The 24,134-nt window shown below is 41.1% G+C and carries 24 protein-coding genes and 1 riboswitch; of the genes, 19 read left to right on the top strand and 5 right to left on the bottom strand.

The features are described from left to right. The first annotated feature begins 135 nt into the window (after positions 1-135). A complete protein-coding gene (locus tag HNR41_RS07595) occupies positions 136-1,002 on the top strand; it encodes a LysR family transcriptional regulator (protein WP_184283335.1) in 867 nt (288 codons plus the stop codon). A 44-nt stretch (positions 1,003-1,046) separates the two neighbouring features. Here the strand turns inward: HNR41_RS07595 and tcuA are convergent, their stop codons facing one another. After that, positions 1,047-2,543 carry an FAD-dependent tricarballylate dehydrogenase TcuA gene (gene tcuA, locus HNR41_RS07590; protein WP_184283333.1) on the bottom strand — a complete coding sequence of 499 codons (1,497 nt, stop codon included), beginning with the start codon at positions 2,541-2,543 and terminating at the stop codon, positions 1,047-1,049. A gap of 232 nt (positions 2,544-2,775) precedes the next feature. Beyond that, a riboswitch (FMN riboswitch) is annotated at positions 2,776-2,917 on the top strand. A gap of 149 nt (positions 2,918-3,066) precedes the next feature. On the opposite strand from tcuA, the gene ribD reads away from it, so the two are divergent. The 5 genes from ribD to HNR41_RS07565 are packed head-to-tail and all read left to right on the top strand — an operon-like array spanning position 3,067 to position 6,845. Further along, complete coding sequence (gene ribD, locus HNR41_RS07585) at positions 3,067-4,110, top strand: bifunctional diaminohydroxyphosphoribosylaminopyrimidine deaminase/5-amino-6-(5-phosphoribosylamino)uracil reductase RibD (RefSeq protein WP_229714963.1); 1,044 nt, start codon at positions 3,067-3,069, stop codon at positions 4,108-4,110. Beyond that, positions 4,095-4,709 carry a riboflavin synthase gene (locus tag HNR41_RS07580; RefSeq protein ID WP_184283331.1) on the top strand — a complete coding sequence of 205 codons (615 nt, stop codon included), beginning with the start codon at positions 4,095-4,097 and terminating at the stop codon, positions 4,707-4,709. Before ribD ends, HNR41_RS07580 begins: the two co-directional genes overlap by 16 nt. Further along, positions 4,702-5,871, top strand: coding sequence for a 3,4-dihydroxy-2-butanone-4-phosphate synthase (ribB, locus tag HNR41_RS07575; RefSeq protein ID WP_184283329.1), 1,170 nt, complete (start codon positions 4,702-4,704; stop codon positions 5,869-5,871). Before HNR41_RS07580 ends, ribB begins: the two co-directional genes overlap by 8 nt. A 12-nt stretch (positions 5,872-5,883) precedes the next feature. Then, a complete protein-coding gene (gene ribH, locus HNR41_RS07570; RefSeq protein WP_184283327.1) occupies positions 5,884-6,351 on the top strand; it encodes a 6,7-dimethyl-8-ribityllumazine synthase in 468 nt (155 codons plus the stop codon). Between the two features lie 17 nt (positions 6,352-6,368). Further along, positions 6,369-6,845, top strand: a complete 477-nt coding sequence (locus HNR41_RS07565) for a nucleoside deaminase (protein ID WP_184283325.1) — start codon at positions 6,369-6,371, stop codon at positions 6,843-6,845. A 90-nt stretch (positions 6,846-6,935) separates the two neighbouring features. Here the strand turns inward: HNR41_RS07565 and HNR41_RS07560 are convergent, their stop codons facing one another. Then, positions 6,936-9,953: an efflux RND transporter permease subunit gene (locus HNR41_RS07560; RefSeq protein ID WP_184283323.1), complete on the bottom strand. Its 3,018-nt coding sequence runs from the start codon at positions 9,951-9,953 to the stop codon at positions 6,936-6,938. Positions 9,954-10,108: 155 nt separating this feature from the next. Continuing rightward, the gene (locus HNR41_RS07555; RefSeq protein ID WP_184283321.1) at positions 10,109-10,450 is read right to left on the bottom strand and encodes a DUF6176 family protein; all 342 of its coding nucleotides are present in this window, start codon (positions 10,448-10,450) and stop codon (positions 10,109-10,111) included. A 156-nt stretch (positions 10,451-10,606) separates the two neighbouring features. Here HNR41_RS07555 and HNR41_RS07550 point away from each other — a divergent pair, with 156 nt between their 5' ends. The 8 genes from HNR41_RS07550 to arsC all read left to right on the top strand — a co-directional run bounded on the left by HNR41_RS07550 (position 10,607) and on the right by arsC (position 18,215). Beyond that, positions 10,607-12,058, top strand: a complete 1,452-nt coding sequence (locus HNR41_RS07550; RefSeq protein ID WP_184283319.1) for a SulP family inorganic anion transporter — start codon at positions 10,607-10,609, stop codon at positions 12,056-12,058. A 17-nt stretch (positions 12,059-12,075) separates the two neighbouring features. Beyond that, complete coding sequence (locus HNR41_RS07545) at positions 12,076-12,480, top strand: universal stress protein (protein ID WP_184283317.1); 405 nt, start codon at positions 12,076-12,078, stop codon at positions 12,478-12,480. A 136-nt stretch (positions 12,481-12,616) separates the two neighbouring features. After that, positions 12,617-14,137, top strand: coding sequence for an acetaldehyde dehydrogenase ExaC (gene exaC, locus HNR41_RS07540; protein WP_184283315.1), 1,521 nt, complete (start codon positions 12,617-12,619; stop codon positions 14,135-14,137). Then, positions 14,138-14,473, top strand: a complete 336-nt coding sequence (locus HNR41_RS07535; protein WP_184283313.1) for a DUF779 domain-containing protein — start codon at positions 14,138-14,140, stop codon at positions 14,471-14,473. Between the two features lie 242 nt (positions 14,474-14,715). Next, positions 14,716-16,086, top strand: a complete 1,371-nt coding sequence (locus tag HNR41_RS07530; protein ID WP_268234287.1) for an MATE family efflux transporter — start codon at positions 14,716-14,718, stop codon at positions 16,084-16,086. Positions 16,087-16,196: 110 nt separating this feature from the next. Further along, positions 16,197-16,511 carry an ArsR/SmtB family transcription factor gene (locus tag HNR41_RS07525; RefSeq protein ID WP_184283309.1) on the top strand — a complete coding sequence of 105 codons (315 nt, stop codon included), beginning with the start codon at positions 16,197-16,199 and terminating at the stop codon, positions 16,509-16,511. After that, positions 16,511-17,800, top strand: coding sequence for an arsenite efflux transporter membrane subunit ArsB (gene arsB, locus HNR41_RS07520; RefSeq protein WP_229714980.1), 1,290 nt, complete (start codon positions 16,511-16,513; stop codon positions 17,798-17,800). The genes HNR41_RS07525 and arsB overlap by 1 nt, the downstream gene beginning before the upstream one ends. A 13-nt stretch (positions 17,801-17,813) precedes the next feature. Next, entirely contained in the window at positions 17,814-18,215 is a 402-nt protein-coding gene (gene arsC, locus HNR41_RS07515) for an arsenate reductase (thioredoxin) (protein ID WP_184283305.1), read from the top strand. Between the two features lie 40 nt (positions 18,216-18,255). On the opposite strand, the gene HNR41_RS07510 is transcribed toward arsC, so the two are convergent. Continuing rightward, the gene (locus HNR41_RS07510; RefSeq protein WP_184283303.1) at positions 18,256-19,527 is read right to left on the bottom strand and encodes a M20 family metallo-hydrolase; all 1,272 of its coding nucleotides are present in this window, start codon (positions 19,525-19,527) and stop codon (positions 18,256-18,258) included. Then, on the bottom strand, positions 19,527-20,336 hold the full coding sequence (locus HNR41_RS07505; RefSeq protein WP_184283301.1) for a GNAT family N-acetyltransferase: 810 nt from the start codon (positions 20,334-20,336) through the stop codon (positions 19,527-19,529). The genes HNR41_RS07510 and HNR41_RS07505 overlap by 1 nt, the downstream gene beginning before the upstream one ends. Positions 20,337-20,534: 198 nt before the next feature. On the opposite strand from HNR41_RS07505, the gene HNR41_RS07500 reads away from it, so the two are divergent. The 5 genes from HNR41_RS07500 to HNR41_RS07480 are packed head-to-tail and all read left to right on the top strand — an operon-like array spanning position 20,535 to position 24,110. After that, positions 20,535-20,975 (top strand): MarR family winged helix-turn-helix transcriptional regulator, encoded by a 441-nt coding sequence (locus HNR41_RS07500; RefSeq protein WP_184283299.1) that lies wholly within the window; start codon positions 20,535-20,537, stop codon positions 20,973-20,975. 18 nt (positions 20,976-20,993) lie between these two features. Next, complete coding sequence (gene mhqE, locus HNR41_RS07495; protein ID WP_184283297.1) at positions 20,994-21,953, top strand: ring-cleaving dioxygenase MhqE; 960 nt, start codon at positions 20,994-20,996, stop codon at positions 21,951-21,953. Between the two features lie 18 nt (positions 21,954-21,971). After that, positions 21,972-22,865, top strand: a complete 894-nt coding sequence (locus tag HNR41_RS07490) for a VOC family protein (protein WP_184283295.1) — start codon at positions 21,972-21,974, stop codon at positions 22,863-22,865. Positions 22,866-22,878: 13 nt separating this feature from the next. Continuing rightward, positions 22,879-23,496 (top strand): flavin reductase family protein, encoded by a 618-nt coding sequence (locus HNR41_RS07485; protein ID WP_308807848.1) that lies wholly within the window; start codon positions 22,879-22,881, stop codon positions 23,494-23,496. Positions 23,497-23,516: 20 nt separating this feature from the next. After that, the gene (locus HNR41_RS07480) at positions 23,517-24,110 is read left to right on the top strand and encodes an alpha/beta hydrolase (protein ID WP_184283293.1); all 594 of its coding nucleotides are present in this window, start codon (positions 23,517-23,519) and stop codon (positions 24,108-24,110) included. Positions 24,111-24,134 lie beyond the last annotated feature (24 nt).

Raw genomic sequence — 24,134 nt, 5'->3', positions numbered from 1 at the left:
ATTCCAGTATATCTTTAACCGGAGAAACTGGGTACTATATAAACAAATTGTTAACTTCTTACATTATGCGATAGAAAAATCTGATAACATGAAGAGTGAATTATAGTCTTTAAAGCATTAAAAAGGGGTGGTCCGATGGATCAGAAGGATTGGAAAATATTAAAATTGCTCTATGAAGAGAAGAATATTACGAAAACAGCTGAGAAATTATATGTTTCGCAACCTTCATTAAGTTATCGTTTGAAAAATTTAGAAAAAGAAATAGGAACCGAGCTTATTTTTAAAACGAAAACAGGTATTGAATTTACGTCTGAAGGAGAATATCTCGTTAAATATGCAAAAGATATGCTGCAGCAGCTTCAGGTGGTTAAAGATAATATTAATAATATGAGTGAAGAAATATCGGGCACACTGAAGATCGGTGTATCGAGTAACTTTGCTCAATATGTTCTGCCTAACCTGCTCAAATCATTTTCAAATAAATATCCTGAAGTACGTTTTAATGTTAGAACAGGTGTGAGTTCAGATGTATATAAGATGTTAAACGATTCATCAGTTCATATTGGTATTCTTAGAAGAGATTATCAATGGCAAAGCAGGAAGTATTTATTAAATCAGGAACCGCTGTATATTATTTCTCAAAACGAAATTAATGTGCAAGAATTACCTTCATATAAGCAGATAGATTATAAAACAGATTCTTCTCTTAAAGAGATTATTAACCGCTGGTGGACGACTGAATTTGCTTCGCCGGCAAGTATAGAAATGGAAGTAGATCGTCTTGATACGTGTAAGGAATTAGTAAAAAGTGGTTTAGGATATTCTATTGTGCCTGAAATTTGTTTAAAAGAAGAGGAGAACCTGTATAAATCAAAAGTTGAATCGAAAGACGGAGCTTTAATAAAAAGAGATACATGGATAATGTACAATGAGGACTACGAAAATCTGGTTATTGTAAAAAAATTCATTGAACATATGCGCTCGTGGGGAAATATCAAATAAAAAAAGGAAAGCATCGGGGGGATGCTTTCCTTTTTAATTTATGTCTAATTCTGTGCTGCTGTAGAAAGATAGTTTTTAACTGAGTCACCTGCAGTTTTTCCGAATACAGATCCTGACATTAAGCCTGAACCGCCGGGATAGTTATGGTAGAAAAGATCTCCGACCATCTCGCCTGCAGCATATAACCCTTCAATAGGTTCATCATTCTCATCCAGTACTTCTGATTTGTTGTTTACTTTGATTGCACCGAAAGTAAATGTGATACCGCAAGTAATTGGATAAGCGTAAAAAGGACCTTCGTTAAACTTAAGCGCCCAGTTTGTTTTGTTCGGTGATAAGCCGACTGTTGTTTTACCGTCTTTAACACTCGGGTTGTAGTCGCCGTCCTGAACTGCATCGTTGTAGCTGTTAATTGTCTCCAGGAAATTTTCTTTATCAACGCCCATTTTCACTGCAAGTTCTTCAATAGTGTCAGCTGTCAGCATTGTTGCTTCTTCCAGGTTGTACTCTACTCTTAACATGTCTCTCACCTGAGAATCGTAAATCTGAAATGCTTTCTGCTGAGTCTGTTTCAGAGTTTCTTTACCGTATTTTGCGTAAGTGTAGTTTCTGAAATCTGCACCTTCGTCAACGAAACGTTCTCCTTCAACGTTAACGATTAATCCTAATGGATATGATGATTTCTTATAGATGTCACCAGGTTTGCTGTAGTCACCAGTTTTAGGTGAGTTGTAGTCTGTAGTATGTGCGTGACAGCCGTCATATTGTCCTGCTTTTACTGCACCGACTTCAAGTGCCATTGTGATACCGTCACCTGTGTTGTACTCGCTTCCGCGGACAATTGCGTTTTCCCATTCTTTGCCGAGGTGCTCCATACGTTTCTTCTTGTCAGCTTCAAATCCGCCGCTCGCTAATACTACTGCTTTAGTTTTAACAAGGACTTTACCGTGTTCTTCGCTGTTTACGTGAACACCTGTAATTTTTCCGTTTGTTTTTTCAAGCTTCTCAGCTGGTGATGCGTACCAGAAATCCACACCGTTCTCTTCTGCTTTTTTGAATAATGATTTTACAAGACCGATACCTTTATCGACTGTTTTAACAGGCAGACCGCCCCAGAATGATTTCTTTCCGTCTTTTTCAAAGAATTGATTTTCATTTAACTGGAACTCTACGCCCTGTTCTTTCATCCAAAGAATTGTTTCATATGACTTGCCTGTTAAATGTTCAGCAAGACTTGGGTTGCTTTCGTTTTTAGTAACGTTCATTAAGTCGCCGTGATAATCCTCTGTTGCATATTTTGGTAATTCAATTGAGTTTAGTTCTTCTTCAGATAAGTTGTCTACAACCTTACTTAAACCGTCAAGATCGTTATATGCGAATCGGATTGCTCCATCAGTAAAGAATGAGTTGCCTTCGCGTTTGTGCTGCGGCCCCTTTTCGACAACGAGTACTTTTAAGTCATCTTCACTTGCTGAGACCGCCGCACTTAATGCTGCGTTACCGGATCCGATTACAACTAAATCATATTCATAGTTTGTCATTTTACAATTCCCCCTGTTATTGATGTATAACCCAAGATTAGAACATATCTGATAATAAATGAAATATCGTTTTTAAATCAAATGTGATAAAAACATTCTATGATGCTTTAACTTCAATTGATTAGCAGTTAAATTCATAGTATTAAGCAGAGAATTAATAGTCAGAAATATCAATACATTGCGTTTACCATAGTAATGTACTATATTTTAGAAAGAGTTTTTCAACTGAATACTATTCTTTCGGGGCAGGGTGTAATTCCCAACCGGCGGTAATCTTTTTAGAAAGCCCGCGACCTGTACGGTATTTATACCGTATGGCTGATTCAGTTAAATTCTGAAGCCGACAGTTAAAGTCTGGATGGGAGAGAGAATAATGTAGCAGCGTAAAAATGTCTTTTTAATTCATTTTGTATACGTTTATTTAACATTGTGTGAAACACTGTGTTAATTCAGCATACATTTTTTTAGCGCCGTCGGATAAGTTTATTCGACGGTGCTATTTTTTTATTCAGGAGGTAAAAACTTGAACACATATATGAATATGGCTGTTAACATGGCCAATATGGCAGCCGGTCAAACGGCAATGAATCCGCCGGTAGGTGCTGTTATCGTTAAAGACGGCAGGGTCATCGGCTACGGCGCGCATTTAAAAGCAGGAGAGCTTCATGCGGAGCGTGCAGCATTGAACAGCTGCAGTGAATCCGCAGCTGGTTCGGACATCTACGTTACACTTGAACCGTGCTCTCATCATGGCAAAACCCTGCCATGCACCGATGCGCTTATTGAAGCGGGTATTAAACGCGTATACTACGCGTACCGGGATACGAATGATAAAGTAGACGGACTGAAGGTATTAAACAGTCATGGTATTGAAACGATTCATCTTAATAATACTGAGGTGGATGAAATGTACCGTCCGTTTAATATTCAACTCGCAAATAAGCGTCCGTTCATTACATTAAAGAGTGCGATGAGCCTCGACGGTAAAATTGCACATAAGAATGGTGACAGCCACTGGGTCAGCAACGATGAATCGCGGCGTGACGTGCACAATTTAAGGCAGCATCACGACGGTATACTGATTGGTGCCCATACATTGTTAAATGATGACCCACGCTTAACGACCCGTTTATCTGAAAACGATAAACACCCGGTGCCGGTTATTCTGCTCGGTTCTCAGACACTGCGCGAGGATATGAATATATTCGATCATCCGCATAAGCCTATTATATTTACTAGTAACGAAGAGAATGTACAGTTTAAGGACAGTGCAAAAATCTTCTTTGGAAATTATAATTTAACTGAAATACTTCATATATTATATGAAGAAAATATTGCATCACTTTTAGTGGAAGGCGGTTCGTCCATCCACACTCAATTTTTAAACGAAAAATTATTCGATGACCTCATCATTTACATTGCCCCGAAAATATTTGGTTATTCTGAATATCAGCTCCATCAAGGTGACCCTTCCGGTCAGCTGGATTTGATATTACATCATGTTGAAAAGCTCGAGTCGGACATCAAACTTACTTACAGGAGGACTCCAGCATGTTTACAGGATTAATCGAACAAACTTCACCAGTACTCTCTATTAATAAAACATCTGCATTAACTGAAATGGAAATAAAAAACACTCTTTTTGACGATTTAAATATAGGTGACTCTGTCGCAGTTAACGGTGCATGCTTAACCATTACAAAGCTTCAGGAGCGCTCATTTTGCGTTGAAATCGTTAATGAAACAAGCAGTGTAACGTCGTTATATGACGTTCAAAAAGGCGATATACTTAACCTGGAACGAGCGATGAGACTGGACCAGCGCCTAGGCGGGCACATAGTGTCGGGCCATGTTGACGGTATGGGACTGATTGAAAACATTTATAATGACGGCGATGCATTGGTACTATCGGTAAAATGCAGCCGGGCATTGATGAAATATATGATCTTAAAAGGTTCTGTCACAATAGACGGCATCAGTTTAACGTTATTTGATATCAAACCGGAAGAGAATACTTTTATATTGAACATTATCCCGGAAACTCAAGCGAAGACGACGATTTCGAAAAAATCTGCAGGAGATATTGTAAATATTGAAGCGGATATGATGATTAAGCATATCGATCATCTGCTTAATTTTGAGAAAGCAGGTGGCAGACATGTTTGATTCAATTGACAGTGCCTTAAAAGATTTAAAAGAGGGAAAACTGATTATCGTTGTCGACGATGAAGACAGAGAAAACGAAGGAGATCTTGTCGGTATAACGGAGTTTATCGATGCAGAAGCAATTAATTTTATGGCAACGCATGCGAGAGGTCTGATCTGCACACCGGTCTCAAAAGCGATTGCTGAAAAAGCTGGCCTCATTCCGATGACTGAACATAACAGTGACGAATATCAGACGGCATTTACTATTTCGATAGACCATGTGACTTCAACGACGGGCATCAGTGCGTTTGAACGTTACGACACAATAACTGCTCTTACTGACAGTAATGTTTCACATGAAAGTTTTAACCGTCCGGGACATGTATTTCCCTTAATCGCTAAAGACGGCGGCGTTATAGAACGTCAGGGTCATACAGAAGCTGCAGTGGATCTTGCGAAACTGACAGGAGCAAAACCAGCAGGAGTCATCTGTGAAATTATGAATGATGACGGTACGATGGCGCGTGTCGATGACCTGCAGTTTTATAAAGAAAAGCACGGTTTAAAAATGATTACGATTGAAGCATTAAAAGAATACATGCTGCAAAAGCAGACTGTATTACTGGCGAGCACAATCAGCCTGCCTACAAAGTTCGGACATTTTAAAATGTATGACTTCGTTGACCGTGAAGGCAAAGAGCACCTTGCTCTCGTACACGGAGATATTAAACCGCATATGAACGTACGTATTCATTCTGAATGTCTGACAGGTGATGTATTTAAGAGCGCACGCTGCGATTGCGGTGACCAGCTGGATAAGGCAATGGAGATTATGAGCGAGGAAGACGGCATCATTCTGTATATGCGTCAGGAAGGCCGCGGTATCGGTCTGACGAATAAATTAAAAGCCTACGAACTGATTGAACAGGGCTACGATACAGTCAGTGCAAATGAACACCTCGGTTTCGATGCGGATCTCCGCACATATGAAGAGGCAGCCGATATGCTGAAACAGTTAAACGTCAATGAAGTGACGCTCTTAAGCAATAACCCGAAGAAGATAAAAGGTCTCGAAGATGAGGGCATTACAGTGCACTCCAGAGAACATATCGTTACTGCGAATATTTACAATAAGGATTATTTAAAAACTAAAAAAGAAAAAATGGGACATCTGTTATAGGAGGAAATAATAATGAACGAATTAAATAAATCAATGAACGGTGAAAACTTAAAGATAGCGATTGTGACTGCAGAATTTAATGATTTTATAACGAGCCGTCTTTTAGAAGGTGCACATAAAACATTGCTGAAGCACGGTGTAAAAGATGAGAATATCGATTCAGTATATGTACCGGGGGCATTCGAACTGCCGCTGACTGCAAAAACACTGGCTGAAACGGGTAAATACGACAGCGTTATAACGCTCGGATGTGTTATCCGCGGCAGCACAACGCACTATGATTATGTTTGCAGCGAGGCTGCAAAAGGTATAAGCCATGCAGGACTGTCTACAGGAGTACCCGTTATTTTTGGCGTTATAACGACGGAGAATATCGAGCAGGCAATCGACCGTGCAGGTGCGAAAGTCGGTAATAAGGGTGCAGAAGCGGCTGCTGCGGCAATTGAAATGGCAGGCGTTATTCAAAGCATCAAAAAATAATATCAGGAGGTCATTTAATGATTACTGAGGACGATAAAAAATACTTAAAACGCAGTGTGAAACTCGCACAGAAGGCCCTTGAGACAGGTAATTCACCTTTTGGTTCACTGCTCGTGTCAAAAGAAGGAGACATACTATTTGAAGACCATAACCGAGATGCAGACGGTGATCAGACAAAACATCCGGAATATGCCATTGCGAAATGGGCAGCCGAGAATTTATCGGCTGCAGAACGCAAAAATGCTGTAGTCTATACGTCAGGTGAACACTGCTCAATGTGCTCATCGGCACATGCACTGGCAGGACTTGGCCGCATTGTTTACGTGAGCTCGTCAGCACAGCTAAAAGAATGGCAAAGAGAACTGGGTTTTACAGAACACGGTGCGCTGAAAGGTCTGAGTATTGAGGAAGTCATTAATGATACAGAAGTCGACGGGCCTGATGAAGAATTGTCGCAGCAGGTAAAACAGCTGCAGATTGAGTACTATAAATAACAGAAACATTTTTAGAAGGATTCTTCCCCTATCTTGCAGCCGGTAAATAAAAAAAGGACTTCCCATATGGGAAGTCCTTTTTACTCGATATTATTTCTTATTTCCGTATCTGAACTTGTAGTAGAAGTAATACAGGGCAGGTGTTGCAACCATCGACAGAAGTGTCGAGAATGCAAGACCGGCAATCACTGTTACAGCAAGTGGTTCAAATAGAACATCACCGCTGAAAGCAACAGGAATTAATGCAAGTATACTCGTTACAGTTGTTAAAATAATCGGTTTGAATCTTGCGCGTCCACTTTCATAGATCGCTGTATATATGTCGTCCACGCTGCCGTCTTTTCTGCGCATTTCGATAAAGTCTATCAGAACAATCGCGTTTCTGACGACGATACCTGTCAGTGAAACCATCCCCATTATACCGAGGAAACTGATCGGCGTCTGTGTCACGAACAGTCCGATAATCCCCCCGCTTATTGCGAGGAAGATGCTGAAGACAATAATCAGCGGCAGAATAAGTGAGTTAAATTCAAATGCGATAACAAGGTAAACCAGAATCAGTATAACTGAGAACAGAATACCGATTTCAACAAAGAAGTCTGTCTGATCAGAAGATTCTCCGCCGACAATCATTTCAGTGCTGCCTTCAAGTTCTTCGTTGAACTCATTAATCAGCGATTCAGTTGCTGCTTCATCAGCTGCATACACTTGAAGTTCAGCAGTTCTTTCCCCGTTCTTATGTTGAATGGCAGGCGTATCTTCGGTCTCTGATACTGTTACGAAGTCGCTTAACGGATACATTTCCGGACGGCCGTCTTCGATGTTTACAATATCGACGTTCTCAAGCGTAAACTCATCTGAATATTTCAGTGACAGCTCTTTACTGCTGCCGTCTTCAATAATTTCCTGCATCGGAATACCTTCTGAAATCATGTTCAGTTCATTTTTAACCTGTGATACAGAAATATCATTTTCTTCTAAAGCCTCGTAATCAATGCTGTACTGAAGTGTGTTCACAGGCACACCGATACTGGAAGTAATGATATCTCCGGATTCCTCAAGTTTCTCAGTAAGTGCAGTTGTTTCAGTACGGAGCGTTTCAAGATCATTTTCAAAGAACTCGACTGTAATTGGTGCGCTCGCCGGAGGACCCTGGATAATTGTATTCATAAATATTTTAGCTTCAGGGAATGATTCTCTTAACGGTTCTTCGTATTCATCAATAGTTGCTGATGCGCTCATTTTTTCTTTATCAATTTGAAGCGCAATCTGTGCAGTGTTTTCACCGGATTGATCTAAAGAAGCCCCGAACAAGTTCGGAAGCCCGTCACCTGTAAAGATTGATGAACCTTCGACATGGTCCATTTCCGAAAGCAGGTGATCAAGAATTTCCTGTGTATCTGCGTGTGTCTTCTCAATTGTCTGTCCTTCATCGTAGATTAAATCAATTGTAACTTCCGAACGGTCTGCTTCCGGGAAGAACTCGAACGGTGTGAAACGTACAAGTCCGACTGACAGCAGCGTTACAATAAGTATCGCAAGGAACGTCAGTAAAGGACGTTTTAATACTTTAGGAAGTACTTTATCCGCATAAACTTTACCGCCCCATGCGAATGCTTTACCTAGAATTCCCGGGTGTTCAGGTACTTTTCTGACAAAAATGACCTGGCGCATTGCAGGAATAAATGTCAGTGCAAGTACTGTTGAAACAATCATTGTGGAAATTAAAATACTTGGCAGTGCTTTAATAAAGTCGCCGTTTGCACCCGATAAGAAAAGGAGCGGTGAGAATGTAAAGACGATTGCTGCTGTTGATGCAATAACTGATGGTGCAACTTCTTTCACACCGTTATAAATCGCGTCGCTTTTACTATCTCCGAGCGTAAACCTGCGTTCGATATTATCGTTGACGACTATCGAGTCATCGACGAGTATACCGAGTGCAATAATTAAACCAATCACAGAAATCTGGTTTAAATCAACACCGATTAACGGTATAGGGATAAATCCGATAAATATTGAAATCAGTACCGTTACCATTACTGTAATCGAACCGAACAGTGACAGACCGATTGAAGTACCGATAATTACTGCGATAACTGCAATCAGAAGAGATGTGTATAAGCCGACAAATATATCTTCGACGTTTTCTCTTTCCGATGAAATGTTATCGACTGTGACATTGTCAGGCATATTGTCAAAGCCGTCGTTTACTGCAGCTTCGATATTCTCGGATACCGAAGGAACATCTTCCCCGCTTGACAGGAAAACTGTGAATGATATTGCATCGCTGCCGTTGTACTGAACGATATCATCCGGTGTGCTTTCAACAGCTTCGATGCTTGCAACATCCGCCAGCGGTACTTTGTTTTCGCCGACACGTACCTGCCCGAGTGTATCGAGAGCAGTGGCATCTTCAAATGCGAGACGTATAATCTCATCATCCTCGATCTCCTGGCCAAGTACGACAGGGTTCAGAGATAAGTCGATTTCATTCATAATCTCATTTGGATTCAGCTGTTCTTCTGCCAGAGCGTCCCAGTCCAGCTGAATTTCGTATTTGGAGTCGCGGTAACCTTTTATACTTACGCTGTCGACACCGTTCATCTGTATAATTTCCTGTTTTAAGCTTTCAACGTCTCCTCTGACTGCTTCCAAATCTTCAAAGGAATCACTATGTATCTGATAGCTTAATAGCGGGAACGCGTTTGTGATGGACTCAACTTCAGGCTGGGCAGCATTTTCCGGCAGATCACCGCTGATGCTCTGAACCAGGTTGTTGACATCATTCAGCACATTATCGGGAGTACTGCCGTCACTGAGAGAAAGTGTAATGACTGAAACGTTATCTTCCGATACGGATGATACATCTTCAATACCTTCGATACTGAACATTTCAGTTTCTAAAATATTTGTTACACTTTCTTCGATGTCATCTTTATTTGCCCCCGGCCAGGCAGTGATAACGTTAATTAAATTCACTTCTGTTTCCGGAATTTCACGCTGATCGATAGTTAAAAAAGTATACACGCCGACAATCGACACTGTAAATATTAAAACTATGAACAGCAGGCTGCGTTTTAATAACAAATCTGCCAATTTTCTCATAATTACGTCCTCACTTTTATATATTAAAAAAACTATATTCTGCATCCATTATATAGGAAAACAATGAGATATGTATATTCAGATTAAAAAAACGAGACAGGTAATTTTATAGAAATCGAAAAAAATACTCACCAATATAATCGGTGAGTAAAAATTTATCTGATCAGCTGTCTTAAGTGCTCCGGAAGCATTACCACTTCTGCCGCCATATCAGCAGGACGGAACGTTTTATCTATGCATTCATTCATGTATTCAAGATGTTTTTCATCCAGGTGTGTATCATCAATCTTTTCACTGGTGTCGGCGCTCTGAATACTGTACCAGTATAAATACTCAACATCCATAAAGACTTCGCGAAAAATTGTTTCGACATACATTTTTTCACCTTCAAGGTTTAAAAGCACATCGTCCATATTATCGCGCATGTATTCAATCCACTCATCGACTACATGACTTTTGCCTTCTTTTACTTTAAACTTTGTCAGTTCAGCTTTCATATTATCCCTCCCGTATATTCCATTTAAATTACAATCTTAATAACCATTTTATATGAAAATTAACATGTATGCTATTTTATCCGGTTATTTTATGAATATTTACATATATTTCATCTGATATACTTAGAGTAAGTAATTAATTTTAGGAGAGAAAAGATGATAGAAAAATTTAAAAGAGAATGGTTAACAGCGCCCGGCACTAATATTATGGCCGGGATCGTCGTAGCGCTTGCACTGATTCCGGAAGCTATTGCGTTCTCTATTATTGCCGGTGTTGACCCGATGGTCGGTCTGTACGCATCGTTTCTGATTGCGGTAATTATTTCTATAGTAGGTGGCAGACCTGCAATGATTTCAGCTGCAACAGGTGCTGTTGCGCTGCTGGTTGTTCCGCTCGTCAGAGAGTACGGTGTGGAATATTTATTCGCAGCAACGATACTTATGGGAATTATCCAGATTATTCTCGGGATTTTAAAAGTAGGGAAACTGTTAAAGTTTATTCCGAACTCGGTAATGATCGGTTTTGTTAACGCGCTCGCAATTATGATATTTATGGCACAGCTGCAGCATATTTTCGGTATTTCATTCGATACTTATATTTATGTAGCAGTAACGCTCATTATACTTTACTTATTGCCGAAGTTTTTTACAAAACTGCCGGCACCGCTTATCGCAATTGTTGTCTTAACAGCTTGTTATATATTCCTCGGCGCAGAAGTGCGTACGGTTGGAGATCTTGGAGCAATCGAAAAGTCATTGCCTTCGTTTATCATTCCTGATGTGCCGTTTACACTTGAAACATTAAAAATTATCTTCCCCTTCTCATTATCAATGGCAATTGTCGGACTCGTGGAGAGCTTGCTGACGGCAAGAATTGTCGATAATGCAACAGACACATACAGCAGTAAAAACAAAGAATCACGCGGTCAGGGTATCGCAAACTTCATTACAGGACTCTTCGGCGGTATGGGCGGCTGTGCAATGATCGGCCAGTCCGTAATTAACGTCAAATCCGGTGCGACAACAAGGCTGTCGACGTTTACAGCAGGATTCGTCTTAATGCTGATGATTATCGTTTTGGGAGATTTTGTAGTGCAGATACCGATGCCGATACTGGCAGGTATTATGATTGTCGTGACAATCAGCACCTTCGACTGGAAAACATTCAGGTATATGCAGAAAGCACCGCGTACAGATGCTTTCGTTATGCTGATTACTGTTGCGATTATTCTCGTTACAAATAACCTTGCAGTCGGGGTTGTCGCGGGAGTATTCTTCAGTGCAATATTCTTTGCTACAAAAATTTCAAAAGTTAAAGTAATATCGGAACTGACAGAAACTCATTATGTCTTCCACTTTGAAGGACAGGTATTCTTCGCTTCAATTGATACGATGATTGAACAGCTTGATTTCAAACCATACGATAAAGATATTCTGCTCGATTTCTCGAAGGCTCATCTGTGGGATGATTCCGCAGTGAATGCAATAGATACGATGGTGAGAAAGTTTGAAGATAAAGGAAACACGGTATACGTTGATCAGTTAAATGCAGACAGCAGAAAAATTGTTAAAGAACTCAGCCAGCTGAATGAACAACATTTAACGTAAAATAAGGAGGAGTTTCGATGTATAAATCAGTACTGCTTGCAGCAGACGGCTCGGACAACAGTTACAGAGCAGCTGAAGAAACGCTGAATTTTATCAGTAAAGATACAACGGTAACAATACTGAATGTAATTCAAATAGAAAAGTCAAAAGATGCAGTGCTTCATGGCGGAGATATGATTCATGAACAAAAAGATAAATTGTCCGGAATAATTGATTTATACGAATCGAATAACGTCCGTCATAACGTTATTTTCGAACGCGGGATTCCGGATGAAACGGTCGTTAAAGTCTCGAACAGCGGTGATTACGACGTTATAGTGCTGGGCAATAGAGGATTGAATTCATTACAGGGAATGATGATGGGCAGTGTAAGCCATAAAGTGGCGAAAAGAGCTGGTATTCCGGTAATGATAGTTAAGTAAATTAAAGGCGGGTGCCTGAAAATACCCGTCTTTAATTTTTTTGATTTTAAATTATCTGTAAATTGAAAGCCTTTACATTTAGATGCGGAATTAGGTAGAATGAAAGTATCAACAAGCAAAACAAGGGGGAAATAAAATGGTATTTGAATTTCCGAACAAAGAAGGCGCCAAGTACAAAATTAAATCACAGTACGAAAACTACATCGGCGGTAAATGGACACCGCCTGCAGACGGCGAGTACTTTGAAAATGAATCGCCGGTAACCGGCGAAATCGTTTCAAAAGTACCGCGTTCAAAACAGGCGGATGTGGATAAAGCAGTTGCGGCAGCACGTGAAGCACAGAAGTCATGGGGATTGACATCTGTTACAGAGCGAAGCAATATCCTGTTGAAAATTGCAGACCGTGTAGAAGAGCATCTTGAGGAGCTTGCAGTGCTTGAGACATTTGAGAATGGAAAAGCAGTGCGTGAAACACTGAATGCAGACCTGCCGCTGGTGGTCGACCATTTCAGATACTTCGCAGGTGTTATCCGCGGACAGGAAGGCGGAATCTCCCAGATTGATAACGATACTGTAGCGTATCACTATCATGAACCGCTTGGAGTCGTCGGTCAGATTATTCCATGGAACTTCCCGCTGCTTATGGCGACATGGAAAATTGCGCCTGCACTCGCAGCGGGTAACTCTATCGTCTTAAAACCGGCAGAACAAACGCCGACAACAATTCTGCATCTCGCAGAACTAATCGGTGACCTGCTGCCTGAAGGTGTGTTAAACATCGTGAACGGATTCGGCTCAGAAGCCGGACAGTCACTGGCGACGCACACTGATATTAACAAGATTGCCTTTACGGGTGAAACGACTACAGGACGTATCATCATGCAGAATGCGAGTCAGAACCTTATTCCTGTAACGCTTGAACTTGGCGGTAAATCACCGAACATTTTCGCGAAAGATGTTATGGATGCAGATGATGAGTATTTAGACAAAGCAATTGAAGGACTTGTAATGTTTGCACTGAACCAGGGGGAAGTATGTACATGTCCGTCACGTGCACTTGTGCATGAAGACATCTTTGATGAGTTCATGGAGCGCGTCATTAAACGTGTTGAGCAGATTAAAGTGGGCAATCCTCTTGATCCAAACACGATGATGGGTGCCCAGACTTCAAATGAACAGCAGGAAAAAATCGCATCATATCTTGATATTGGTAAAAAAGAAGGCGCTGAACTGCTTACAGGCGGAAACATAAAATCAGTAGACGGTGATATTGCGAACGGATATTATGTCGAGCCGACAATCTTTAAAGGAAACAACAAGATGCGTATTTTCCAGGAAGAAATTTTTGGACCGGTATTAGCGGTGGCAACGTACAAAGATGATGATGAAGCGATTGAAATTGCCAACGATACATTATACGGACTTGGTGCAGGTGTATGGACACGCAGCCAGAACAGAGCATACCGCTTAGGACGTGCGATTCAGGCAGGACGTGTATGGGTTAACACATACCATGACTATCCTGCTCACGCAGCATTCGGCGGTTATAAGATGAGTGGTATTGGCCGAGAGAACCATAAGATGATGCTTGCGCATTATCAGCAGACGAAAAACCTGCTGGTAAGCTACAGCGAGTCACCTAAAGGATTTTTCTAATTGGCAGTACTTGAACAAGTCTATGCGACTGATCAGGCCAGATCACTTATTAAAGAATTAAAAGAGGAACATGGGGATTTAATATTTCATCAATCAGGGGGATGCTGTGACGGCTCCAGTCCAATGTGCCTGAAAGAAGGCATGATGATTATCGGAGATGTCGATGTGCAGCTCGGTGAAATTGAAGGTGTACCATTTTATATGAATCATAAGCAGTATGAATACTGGAAGCATACGCAGATTACGCTGGATGTTGTAAAAGGCATCGGCGGTATGTTCAGCGTTGAGGGCCCGAGAGGTGTCAGATTCCATATTCGAAGCGAACCGATAGAATAACGAAAGGACCGGACACGTGGTTGTCCGGTTTTTTCTTGTCTATATAAATATATTACCGAAAAAACCTGAAATAAGGAATCCGGCAATTAATCCCAGCAGAAATATCACTATCCACCCAACCCGCTTCACAGATGTTTCCTCCGTTCGTTATCGTTATTGCTTATATACCCTGTCTGGTGCACATATGAACCAATACTTAGCTTTTTGTGCAGCTTCATCTTATAATATTAAGATTGTGTTTTATAGTAATTACATATCAGCAGGTGAAAAAAATGAAAAGTACGAAAAATGATTTTACTTCCGGTCCGATATTAAAGCCGCTGATTATATTTTCAGCGCCTATCATGCTGGCGAATCTGCTGCAGACATCATTTCAGATTGTCGACAGTCTGTGGGTCGGGAATGTTCTCGGTGCAGAAGCGCTGGGTGCAGTTGCGGTTGCGACGACGATTCTCGTCACGATACTGTCGTTCATTCTCGGATTGAATAATGCGGCGCTGACGATTTTATCGCAGCAGCATGGACGGAAAGACGAAGAAGGTCTGAAGCGTTATTTAAATGCCTTTATCGTTATTATGACTTTGATGTCAGCAGTTTTTGCCGTAATCGGTTATATATTCGCAGAAAGTCTGCTTGAAGTTATTGGCACACCGGAAGCGATTTTGGATATGGCTGCGTCATATCTCCAAATAAGTCTTCTCGGGATGTTTTTCCTGTTTGGCTACAACTTCATCAATACTGTGTTCAGAGCACTTGGCGACAGTAAGACACCACTTAGAATCGTCTTTATAGCAGTGATACTTAATGCGATTCTTGCACCGGTGTTTATGATTGTGCTTGATCTCGGTATCGAAGGTGCAGCGATGGCTACAGTGGGCTCTCAGGCAATTGCATTTCTGTACAGTGTGTACCTGGCGGTTAAACGTAAACTGGTGCCGTTCAAAATGCCGACACTGCCTGCACGATATGAAGTGGGTCTCATACTAAAACTTGGAATTCCGGCAGGACTCCAGATGGGTGTTATTCATGCGGGTATCGCAGCGATTTTGAGTGTGGTGACTCAGTTTGGTGCAGACAGTGTGGCGGGATTCAGTGCTGCACAGCGTCTCGACAGTTTAATTATGCTCCCTGCCATGGCGCTTGGTACGGCAGTTAATGCTATGGCCGGACAGAACATTGGTATACGGCAATGGTCGCGTGTGAAGCAGATTGCACGTTATGCTGCGTTATATAACTTCGGTTTAATGCTGAGTGTGGCTGTTGTTGTAATTATCTTTGCAGAAGCGGGAATCAGAATGTTTATTCAGGATGCGGATGCTGTAGAATTCGGGACGAATTACTTAAGGATAGTGGCACTGTGCTACCCGTTTTTAGGTCTGAACTTCGTACTGAATGGTATCGTCAGAGCTTCCGGAGCGATGTATCAGGTGCTTATTCTGAATATCATCTCCTTTTGGATACTGCGCTATCCGTTATCGGGACTGTTTGCTTCGTACTTCGGGGAAATCGGTGTCGGTATGGGAATGGGCGTCAGTTTTATTATCAGCAGTGTGTTTGCCTATCTGTACTATAAGTTTGGCAAATGGAATGAAAAAGAGCTGTTTAAAAAATAAACAAAATATAAGAGCTGTCCGGCAGTCCCGGACAGCTTTATTTGTATAAAATTATATAGACAATTATCTATATAGATGATAGCCTATATAAAGATTATGGAGGTATACATATGAATTACGAAGAAACAGCATCAATGCTTAAAATAATAGCAGATTCCAGCCGCCTGGAAATTCTTGATTTACTCTCGTGTGAAGAACTATGCGGATGCGATCTGCTGGAACACTTTGAATTTTCACAGCCGACGCTCAGCCACCATATGAAAATACTGGTGGACAGCGGCTTTGTAACGAAGAGAAAAGACGGCAATAAAGTGATGTATAAACTCAATCACGAAATGCTGAATGGCGTTTCCGACCGTGTGCAGCTTACCAATGCAGCACATGCGGACTGTGCATGCAAAACGATGAAAAAAGGTGTCTGCTGATGACGATTTTAGCGATTAGTATTTTTATCATAACTTTAATTTTTGTAATCTGGCAGCCGAAAGGACTGGATATTGGTATTACTGCAATGGCCGGTGCCCTTCTCGCTGTAATTACAGGTGTGGTCTCGTTCGGAGACATTCTCGAAGTGACAGGGATAGTCTGGAATGCGACTCTTACTTTTGTTGCGGTAATTTTAATTTCATTAATTCTCGATGAGATAGGATTCTTTGAATGGTCGGCAAGACACATGGTGAAAGCTTCAAACGGAAGCGGACTGAAGATGTTTATCTACATCGCACTGCTCGGCTCTGTCGTAGCAGCATTCTTTGCCAATGACGGTGCAGCATTAATTCTGACGCCCATTGTACTGGCCATGGTCCGCAACTTAAATATGAAAGAGAAAGTAATCTTTCCATTCGTTATTGCCAGCGGATTTATAGCGGATACGACTTCCCTGCCGCTAATTGTCAGCAACCTGGTGAACATCGTGTCGGCGGATTACTTTAATATCGGATTTATAGAATACTTTCTGCATATGATAATACCTAATATCTTTTCACTGATTTCGAGTATTCTCGTATTGTGGCTGTTTTTCAGAAAATCTATTCCTGAAACGTTTGATGACAGCAGCTTAAAAGAACCGTACGAAGCTGTGAAAGATGAAAAAATGTTCAAATTCTCGTGGGTAATACTTATCATGCTTCTGATTGGTTATCTTGCGAGTGAATTTATAGCTGTGCCAGTGTCGTTTATCGCGGGAGCTATTGCACTTGTCTTTCTCGTTACATCGCGTAAATCGGAAGCAGTCAGTGTTTCACGTGTAATTAAAGGTGCACCGTGGAATATTGTTGTATTCTCTATCGGAATGTATGTCGTTGTATTCGGGCTGCGTAACGCAGGGCTGACAGATATACTGGCAGACGTCATCGTTAACATTACGGAGTACGGTTTACTCGCAACAGTAATGGGCATGGGTGCAATTGCAGCTATTCTGTCATCGATTATGAATAACATGCCGACAGTAATGATTAACGCGATAGCAATCAGCGAAACAGGTGCTCAGGATGTTATTAAAGAAGGATTAATATATGCGAATGTTATTGGTTCGGATCTCGGACCGAAAATAACGCCTATCGGCTCATTGGCAACGCTGCTGTGGCTGCATGTGCTCGCTAAAAAAGATATGAAGATATCGTGGGGCACGTATTTTAAAATCGGCATACTGATTACTCCGCCGGTGCTTATTATGACACTGCTCGGATTATACTTTACGCTGTTAATATTTTAAGTGAGGGATAGCTATGACTAAAAAAACAATATACTTTGTATGTACAGGAAATGCCTGCCGCAGCCAAATGGCTGAGGGCCTCGGCAAAGAGATACTTGGGTCTGAATGGAACGTCTACTCCGGCGGTATAGAGGCGCACGGTGTGAATCCAAATGCGATTAAAGCGATGGCTGAAATCGACATCGATATCAGCGGAAATACATCTGATTTAATTCAGCAGGATATCATCAATGAAGCTGATTTAGTAGTTACGCTGTGCAGCGACGCGGATCAGAATTGTCCGATATTGCCCACTCATGTGACAAAAGAACATTGGGGCTTTGATGATCCGGCTGGTAAAGAATGGACCGAGTTCCAAAGAGTCAGAGATGAAATCAAAACAAGAATACAGCAGTTTAAAAATACAGGAAACTAAAAAAGCAGTGCCGCATAATTTATGCGCACTGCTCTTTATATTATTTAGACATTTGTTTCTCAATGAATTTCTTCAGTACGTGTACTGTAAGAACGCAGTCATCGAGCGAAGTCCATTCAGCGGGATTATGACTGATGCCAGCTTTACTGCGCGCAAAAATCATTGCGACAGGCAGCTCGAGTCCGATATTCATTGAATCATGACCTGCCCCGCTCGGCAGCTCCATCGCTTCAATATTTAAATCTGTTAATATATCGCGGAGTTCATCTTTGTAAGTTTCTTCAACAGGAACGGGTTTAACACGCGACGTACGGCTTACTGTAACGTCGATACCTCGTTCTTTTGCAATGTCGTATGCCCGCTCTGATATGAGCTCAAGCAGCATGTCTCGCGATTTCTCATGGATGTCGCGTATATCGACAATCATCTTCACCGATTCAGGAATAACGTTGGCACCATTCGGATAGACAGCGAGTTTACCTACCGTTGCAACGGCGGTACTGCTGACGATTTTCGGTATGCTTTCAAGTTCACTGACAAAACGTCCGGCAGCAACAAGCGCATCCTGACGATCGTTCATTGGTGTATTGCCGGCATGTCCGGCAAGTCCTTTGAATTCAATTTCCAGCCATGCCTGTCCTGCAATACCGTTAACTATACCGACGGGAAGATTATTTTTCTCAAGCAGCTTACCCTGCTCTATATGAGCTTCCGCGAAGAACGTCCAGTCGCGCTGCTGAATCTTTTTAAAATCCTGTAATGAAGAACCGTACTGTTCGAGAACTTCTTCAAAATTTAAACCGTCACTGTCTCTGAGCGATTCGATTAATTCATCGTCAACGAGACCCATGTAGGCACGGCTGCCGAATACACCGCTGGAGAAACGGGCACCCTCTTCATCTGAGAAGATAATAATTTCGTATGATTTATCGGGAATATAGCCTGTTTCTTTCCAGGCTTCTGCAACTTCAAGTGCAGCAAGTACACCCAGGACACCATCGAAATTACCGCCCGCAGGTACAGTATCAACGTGAGAACCTGAAGCAACAGACTGTGAATTGTCTTTGCCGGTGAGTCTGCCGAAAACATTGCCGACAGCATCTGTTTCAACAGTTAGCCCGGCATCGTTCATCCACTCAGTCACTAAGGCTTTCGCATCTTTCTCTTCCTGAGAAAACCCGGGACGGCTGACGCCTCCGGTTTGAAGTACCCCAATCTTTGAAATTGCATCGAGACGCTCAGCAAGACGCTTACCATCGATACCGTCGTAATTAAGTTCAGTATTATAATCTTTTAATAAAGTATCTTTCATTAACTATGACCTCCAAGTTGCAATGTGTTCTTTCTTACAAATATATATTTCGCAGTATATTTCCCGGGAATTAAATAAACTGCAGCATACCCTGCGGCAAAAAGTTTCTGGAATACACTTCTGGTATTTATTCTCCACTCCAGTGCGAGTGCATAATTTTTAAATTTAACATGCTGAAAATTCATTGGAACTTCCAGAGAATATACTTCTGCATTAAATTGTTCATTGTGAAACATCGTACTGACCGGCAGATTGTCAGCAATACTGACTTTATTTAATGCAGCGGCATTGCTGTAGTCGGAGACTTCTTTCTCTAATACATATTCACTTGCTATGTGCCAGTGAACTTCAAAACGGTCAGATGGCAGCCCTTTGTTGATGCTGTCCTTCATTTCACCGTATGCATTTTCTTTATAAACAGAACAAATGCCGTTGAGTTTAGTCAGGTTTAAATATGCATTGCGTGTTTCAAGAGGGTCATATGTCCAGCGTATCAATGAATATCCTTTATTAATGGCAATCTCCCGCTGTTTTCTTTTAAGCTTTTCCCCTATTTTTCTGGAACGATATTCTTTTTCTACTCCCAGCATGTGAGAAACGAGATATGTTTGACCGTCCTTAAATCCGGTAAAGCCATAACTGAAACCGATAAAAGTATCTTCATCAAAAGCGCCGATAATAACACCGCCGTTTTTAACTGCTGTCAGCGTTTGATGTATTGGCAGCGGCGGCATATCCCAGACATTCCGTTCTATTTTTTCAAGCTGTTCAAGATCTTTTATCGTCGTTAATTCTCTCAGTGCAATCATTTCAAACCCTCTTTATATAGAAAAGTAATTTTTTCATAACATTAGCATAACTATTATTCGAATACAATAAATATTCAGATAACATACAGTATATCAGAGGTAATATATAACGCTTGATATTTCGAAATCTAAGTATTATACTATATATAGATTAAATTTAATATACTTAAAACTGAACTAATTGAAGGAGGTGCAGACATGAATGAAAAAGAAGCACGTATAAAAGCATTTACTGTTTTTATAAAGTCCTCGCAATCCGTACAAAAACTTATTAAACAGGATTTTTTAAAGAAAGAAATTAACCTTAATGAATATGCAGTGATGGAATTGCTGTATCACAAAGGAGATCAGCCTATCCAGTCCATCGGCAAAAAAATACTGATGGGCGGCGGCAGTATTACCTACGTTATAGATAAGCTTGAAAAGAAAGGTTTTCTGTACAGAAAACCATGCCCTGAAGACAGAAGGGTAATGTTTGCCTGCATTACCGATGATGGTAAAGAGTATATGGACACAAGAGTTGTAGAACAGGAAGCATTGATCAATACAATATTTGATGAGTGGGATAACGATGAAGTAGCAGATGCAATCAATCTATTAAAACGAATCGGGCTGCACGCAGAAAGCCTGCTTAAATAAAACTTGGAGGAAGACATTATGACTAATGAAAATTTAAAAGGTATACACCACGTAACAGCGATGACAGACAACGCGATGAGAAATTATGAATTTATGACGGAAGTTGTCGGCATGCGTCTGGTTAAGAAAACTGTAAACCAGGATGATATTCAGACTTACCACACATTCTTTGCTGATGATGAAGGATCACCGGGTACGGATATGACTTTCTTTGATTTCCCGAATAATCCTAAAGGTTCGAAAGGAACTAACTCGATTTCGAGAACAGGACTCAGAGTGCCAAACGATGCAGCGCTTGAGTATTATTTAAACCGCTTTGAAGAAAATGGTGTAACGCATAGCGGTATTCAAGAATTGTTCGGTAAAAAAGTACTGCCGTTTGAAGAGTCTGACGGTCAGCGCTATCAGTTATTCTCGGATGAAAATAACGAAGGTGTAGCGCCTGGCAAACCGTGGAAAAACGGTCCTGTACCAGAAGATAAAGCAGTATACGGACTTGGTCCGATTGAGATTACAGTAAGCTATTACGATGATTTCAAAAAAGTTCTTCAGGAAGTTTACGGTATGAAACCGGTTCTTGAAGAAGACAATGTAATACTTTTAGATGTTGGCGAAGGCGGTAACGGCGGTCAGGTTATTCTTCGTAAAGATGAAGGTACTGAAGGACGTCAGGGTTACGGTGAAGTACACCACGTGTCATTCAGAGTTGAAGATCACGCAGCACTTGCAGCGTGGGAAGATAAATACCGCAAGATGGGTATCGGCAACTCGGGACTTGTAGACCGTTTCTACTTTGAAGCGTTATATGCACGCGTTGGCCATATTCTGATTGAATTATCTACAGACGGACCTGGATTCATGGGAGACGAGCCGTACGAAACATTAGGTGAAAGTCTTGCATTGCCGCCGTTTTTAGAGCCGAAACGCGCACAGATTGAAGCAGCCATTAGACCATTTGATACTACAAGAAGTAAATAATAAAGGGGAAGAATATAAATGGAAGCAATTAAAAGAATTCATCACATTACAGCAATTGTCGGTGATCCGAATGAAAATATAGAGTTCTACAGAGACGTCCTCGGCTTAAGATTAGTTAAGCAGACAGTCAACTTCGATGATCCGGGAGTTTATCATTTGTACTTTGGAGACTATGACGGCAGTCCGGGAACAATTATTACGTTCTTTAACTGGGTTGTCGACAGACCGGGAGTTAAAGGCAGCGGACAAGTTGGCAGAATAGCTTTCAGAATTCCTAAAGGCAGCATGACTGAATGGGAAAATCATTTGAAAGAACAAAATATCAAAACTGAACATACAAAGCTTTTCGGTAAAGATACACTGCAGTTTGACGATGTTCACGGACTTGAGCTCGCTTTAGTAGAGGGTGACAGTGAAGCTGAGACAAAAGATATTATCGGTTTCCACGGTGCTGTTTTACTATCGGGTAACCCTGACGGCACAAAAGAATTACTAGTGCGTACAATGGGCTTAAGTGAACTCGATATTAATGACAGAAACTATCACTTTGAAACGGCTGGTGAAGAGAAGCATCATATCGTAACTGAGCTTCCGCCAAAACCAAGAGGAAGATTTGGTATTGGAACAGTACATCATATTGCATGGTCTGTACCGAACCTGGAAGTTTTAGAAGAATGGCAGACATTACTTCAAAGCAAGAATTTCGGTGTTACTGAAGTCAGAGACAGAAATTACTTTAAGTCTATTTATACAAGTGAACGCGGAGAAGTTGTTTTTGAATTCGCAACAGATGAACCTGGATTCGATGTAGATGAAGACAAGACAGAACTTGGTTCTTCACTGCAGCTGCCAGCGCAGTATGAACACAAAAGAGAAGAGTATGTAAGAACAATGCCGAAGTTAGACCTTTAATTGAGGGGCGATAATGATGTTCAGTTTTTCAAATGAAGATTTAACAACTAAAGAAAAAAATAAAATAATGATCGGTACGGTGGTGCCGAGACCCATCGCACTAGTATCGACAAAATCAGCTGAAGGTGTTGTGAATGTGGCACCTTTCAGCTATTTCAACATTGTCACATATAAACCGCCGATGCTGTCGATTGCAGTGCAGAGAGTTAACGGAGAACAGAAAGATACGACTAGAAATATTATGACTGAAAAAGAAGCTGTGGTTCATGTCGTTGATATATCGAATGTCGAACTCGCTAACATAACAGCTGCAAATCTCGCGCCGGGAGACAGCGAACTGAACTACGCAGACTTTACACCCGTTAAGTCGGTTTCAGTTCGTCCGCCGGGATTAAAAGAAGCAAAAGTCAGATTCGAAACAAGTCTTTATGACTCGCACGTTATTTACGATGGCGCGGAACCGACGACAGATGTTTTATTTTTAAAAATAGAACATTACCATCTTGATGACTCGATTTACGATGCTGAAAAAGGCTATATCAATGTTGAGGAGCTAGCTGCAGTCAGCAGACTGGCCGGCAATGATTACGCAGAAATAGGGCGTATGTTTACAATTGAAAGACCAAAATAATTTATGAGGAGCGCTAATTTATGGAACATATTTATAATGAAAATAAAAAAGGTGCACCAGTATTCGTATTACTTCACGGAACAGGCGGCACTGAGACAGATTTATTACCGCTTGCACAAGCTTTGAACTCTGAATACAACGTTTTAAGTATAAGAGGAAACGTTAAAGAGAACGGTATGAACCGTTACTTCAAACGTCTTGGCGAAGGGAATTATGACTGGGAAGATTTAGAATTCCGCGGCAATGAATTGTATGAGTTTATCGCAGAAAAAGCGAAAGAGTACGATTTTAAACTGGAAGATGTAATCTTCGTCGGATTCTCAAACGGTTCGAATATTGCAATTCAATTAATGCTGCAGCAGGAAGAGAAATTTAAAAAAGCAATGCTGTTTGCACCATTATATCCAACTGATCTTGAGAAGAAACATGACTTCAGCGATGTGGAAGTGTTCCTGTCGTTAGGTAAGGGAGACCCTATCGTACCGGAGTCTGAGAGTGAAAGAGTTATCAAGTTATTTGAAGATCGTAACGCCGCTGTAACGACAGTGTGGGTGAACGGTCATACACTGCCGCAGGAAGCTCTTATTGCAGGGCGGGAATGGCTTAATAAGTAATGTTAATTAAAAAGAGCACATATC

This window comes from Jeotgalicoccus coquinae (assembly GCF_014207425.1).
Taxonomy (GTDB): domain Bacteria; phylum Bacillota; class Bacilli; order Staphylococcales; family Salinicoccaceae; genus Jeotgalicoccus; species Jeotgalicoccus coquinae.
Note: the sequence above shows the minus strand (reverse complement) of the source record. Positions and strands in the feature narration are given on the sequence as shown.

Excerpts from the sequence above, each read along its gene's own strand:
- HNR41_RS07505 (WP_184283301.1), bottom strand. The coding sequence starts at position 20,336 with ATGATTGCACTGAGAGAATTAACGACGATAAAAGATCTTGAACAGCTT.
- HNR41_RS07595 (WP_184283335.1), top strand. The coding sequence starts at position 136 with ATGGATCAGAAGGATTGGAAAATATTAAAATTGCTCTATGAAGAGAAG.
- arsB (WP_229714980.1), top strand. The coding sequence starts at position 16,511 with ATGACGATTTTAGCGATTAGTATTTTTATCATAACTTTAATTTTTGTA.
- mhqE (WP_184283297.1), top strand. The coding sequence starts at position 20,994 with ATGACTAATGAAAATTTAAAAGGTATACACCACGTAACAGCGATGACA.
- HNR41_RS07480 (WP_184283293.1), top strand. The coding sequence starts at position 23,517 with ATGGAACATATTTATAATGAAAATAAAAAAGGTGCACCAGTATTCGTA.
- HNR41_RS07525 (WP_184283309.1), top strand. The coding sequence starts at position 16,197 with ATGAATTACGAAGAAACAGCATCAATGCTTAAAATAATAGCAGATTCC.
- HNR41_RS07565 (WP_184283325.1), top strand. The coding sequence starts at position 6,369 with ATGATTACTGAGGACGATAAAAAATACTTAAAACGCAGTGTGAAACTC.
- arsC (WP_184283305.1), top strand. The coding sequence starts at position 17,814 with ATGACTAAAAAAACAATATACTTTGTATGTACAGGAAATGCCTGCCGC.
- HNR41_RS07555 (WP_184283321.1), bottom strand. The coding sequence starts at position 10,450 with ATGAAAGCTGAACTGACAAAGTTTAAAGTAAAAGAAGGCAAAAGTCAT.
- HNR41_RS07560 (WP_184283323.1), bottom strand. The coding sequence starts at position 9,953 with ATGAGAAAATTGGCAGATTTGTTATTAAAACGCAGCCTGCTGTTCATA.
- tcuA (WP_184283333.1), bottom strand. The coding sequence starts at position 2,543 with ATGACAAACTATGAATATGATTTAGTTGTAATCGGATCCGGTAACGCA.
- HNR41_RS07550 (WP_184283319.1), top strand. The coding sequence starts at position 10,607 with ATGATAGAAAAATTTAAAAGAGAATGGTTAACAGCGCCCGGCACTAAT.
- HNR41_RS07485 (WP_308807848.1), top strand. The coding sequence starts at position 22,879 with ATGATGTTCAGTTTTTCAAATGAAGATTTAACAACTAAAGAAAAAAAT.
- HNR41_RS07510 (WP_184283303.1), bottom strand. The coding sequence starts at position 19,527 with ATGAAAGATACTTTATTAAAAGATTATAATACTGAACTTAATTACGAC.
- HNR41_RS07545 (WP_184283317.1), top strand. The coding sequence starts at position 12,076 with ATGTATAAATCAGTACTGCTTGCAGCAGACGGCTCGGACAACAGTTAC.
- HNR41_RS07500 (WP_184283299.1), top strand. The coding sequence starts at position 20,535 with ATGAATGAAAAAGAAGCACGTATAAAAGCATTTACTGTTTTTATAAAG.
- exaC (WP_184283315.1), top strand. The coding sequence starts at position 12,617 with ATGGTATTTGAATTTCCGAACAAAGAAGGCGCCAAGTACAAAATTAAA.
- ribB (WP_184283329.1), top strand. The coding sequence starts at position 4,702 with ATGTTTGATTCAATTGACAGTGCCTTAAAAGATTTAAAAGAGGGAAAA.
- HNR41_RS07580 (WP_184283331.1), top strand. The coding sequence starts at position 4,095 with ATGTTTACAGGATTAATCGAACAAACTTCACCAGTACTCTCTATTAAT.
- ribH (WP_184283327.1), top strand. The coding sequence starts at position 5,884 with ATGAACGAATTAAATAAATCAATGAACGGTGAAAACTTAAAGATAGCG.
- HNR41_RS07490 (WP_184283295.1), top strand. The coding sequence starts at position 21,972 with ATGGAAGCAATTAAAAGAATTCATCACATTACAGCAATTGTCGGTGAT.